Raw genomic sequence first — 2,374 nt, forward strand, 5'->3', positions numbered from 1 at the left:
GTAAGCGTCCGGCCATCCCGTCTTGAGCTCGTCGCCGCTGACGTCAGGATAGTGTCCACTTATTTTCTAGTGGACACTTATCATGAATACCCTAAGCGTACCCAAGCCCTATCAGAAACGCCGTCGCCACTCCCCAGAATTCAAAGCCCGCATTATCGCCACCTGCCACGAACCGGGTGCCTCCGTCTCACGCATTGCGCTGGATAACGGCCTAAACGCCAATCTGGTGCGGCGCTGGATCAATGAATCGCGACGAACAGATACTGCGCTCACTACAGTGCCAGCCTTCGTTCCGATTGAACTGCCAGCCTGGCCGACTACTGCAAGCAGTGACCTGCCCAGAAGTATCCGTATCGAGATACCCCACGCCGGTGGCGCTGTCGTCGTGGAGTGGCCTGCCGACCAGGCTAATCAATGCGCCGCCTTGTTGCGCGACCTGCTGCGATGATCCGAATCGACCAGATCTGGCTGGCGACCGAGCCGCTGGATATGCGCGCTGGCGCTGATAAGGCACTAGCTCGTGTCATTCAGGTCTTCGGTTCTGCCAGGCCCCACTGTGCGTATTTGTTTGCCAACAAACGGGGCAACCGGATGAAGGTCCTGGTGCACGACGGCCTAGGCATCTGGTTATGCTCCAGGCGGCTCAATCGAGGCAAGTTCCACTGGGCTGAAGTCTGGCGAGGGGACAGCGTTAATCTCTCGGACGAGCAATTGATCGCGCTCGCGCAGGGGCTGCCCTGGCAGCGTCTGGGCGAGGCCGGAGTCATCTCGGTGCTGTAATCATATTCTGCGGCTGCGGGCCATAACCCGAAGGGCGGATCCACAACTGGGCACGGCGTTGGCATACTAACGCTATGACTCAGCAGCCCGACATCAACCAGCTCTCCGCCACCCAGCTCCGCGTCCTGGCCGCTGAGCTGATGGCCTCGCTGGAAGTTAAAGACCGGGCGCTGGTGCACAGCAATGCCCTGAACGACAAGCTGACCCAAGAACTGGCCATCCTCAAGCGTCACAAGTTTGCCCGGCGTAGCGAACAGCTCAATACGGCGCAGGGCTTGCTGCTTGACGAGCTGGTCGATAGTGATCTGGCCGCCATTGAGGCTGAGTTGGAGCAGGCCATGTCTGCTACCGAGCAAACAGCCAAGCCCAAGCAAAAACCCAAAAGAAGCCCGTTGCCGCGTGAGTTGCCACGCACCCTGATCCACCATGAGCCGGATAATACGCAGTGCCGCTGTGGCTGCCAGCTCAAGCGCATCGGCGAAGACGTCAGTGAAAAACTGGATTACGTACCCGGCGAGTTCACCGTAGAGCGCCATATCCGTGGCAAGTGGGCCTGCGATCACTGCGAGACCTTGATCCAGGCGCCTGTTCCGGCGCAGATCATCGACAAGGGCATCCCCACGACAGGCCTGCTGGCTCAGGTACTGGTCGCCAAGTACGCCGATCATCTGCCGCTTTACCGCCAGGAACGTATCTTCGGTCGTGCCGGTCTCGAAATCCCGCGTTCCACCCTGGCTGAATGGGTAGGTGCCTGCGGCGTCCAGCTGCAACCGCTAGTGGATGCGCTACGCCGTGAGTTGCTGACACATCCGGTGCTGCATGCCGATGAAACCCCGGTCAGCATGTTGGCCCCAGGCAAGAAGAAGACGCATAAGGCCTACGTCTGGGCCTACTGCTCCACACCGTTCTCGGAATTGAAAGCCACCGTTTATGACTTCGCTCCGAGCCGCGCCGGCGAACACGCTCGGGCCTTCCTGGCTGACTGGCAAGGCAAGCTGGTCTGTGATGATTACTCTGGCTACAAAGCCGGGTTCGGCAAGGGTATCGTAGAAATCGGCTGCATGGCGCATGCCCGCCGTAAGTTCTATGACCTGCACCAGGCCAACCAGAGCACCCTGGCTGCTCAGGCTCTAGAGTACATCGGCAAACTCTACGAGGTAGAGCGACAAGCCAAGGATTTACCACCAGACAAACGTCAGGCCATCCGGGAGGCCAAAAGCCGCCCCCTATCTGATGCCTTGCATCAATGGATGATCGCACATCGAACCAAAGTGCCGGATGGCTCCGGCACCGCCAGAGCATTGGATTACAGCCTGAAACGTTGGGAAGCGCTGACGCGCTACCTCGATGACGGCAGCGTTCCAATCGACAACAACCGGGTGGAAAACCAGATCCGTCCCTGGGCGTTAGGTCGCGCCAACTGGCTGTTCGCTGGATCGCTGCGCAGTGGTCAACGTGCTGCTGCCATCATGAGCTTGATCCAGTCAGCCAAGCTCAATGACCATGATCCCTATGCCTACCTGAAAGATGTGCTGACCCGACTGCCAACGCAGAAGAACAACGCCATCGACGAGCTACTGCCGCACAATTGGAA

The 2,374-nt window shown here is 59.1% G+C and carries 3 protein-coding genes; all 3 read left to right on the plus strand.

Annotated elements, in window-relative coordinates; translation table 11 throughout:
* Positions 1 to 82: 82 nt before the first annotated feature.
* The gene (gene tnpA / locus H4J77_RS19330; RefSeq protein WP_182250072.1) at positions 83 to 448 is read left to right on the plus strand and encodes an IS66-like element accessory protein TnpA; all 366 of its coding nucleotides are present in this window, start codon (positions 83 to 85) and stop codon (positions 446 to 448) included.
* A complete protein-coding gene (gene tnpB, locus H4J77_RS19335) occupies positions 415 to 780 on the plus strand; it encodes an IS66 family insertion sequence element accessory protein TnpB (RefSeq protein WP_123887612.1) in 366 nt (121 codons plus the stop codon). The genes tnpA and tnpB overlap by 34 nt, the downstream gene beginning before the upstream one ends.
* A 74-nt stretch (positions 781 to 854) precedes the next feature.
* The coding region (gene tnpC / locus H4J77_RS19340) for an IS66 family transposase (RefSeq protein WP_182250074.1) at positions 855 to 2,374 on the plus strand (1,520 nt) is incomplete at its 3' end.

This window comes from Pseudomonas sp. 5Ae-yellow (genome assembly GCF_014077575.1).
Taxonomy (GTDB): Bacteria; Pseudomonadota; Gammaproteobacteria; order Pseudomonadales; family Pseudomonadaceae; genus Halopseudomonas; species Halopseudomonas neustonica.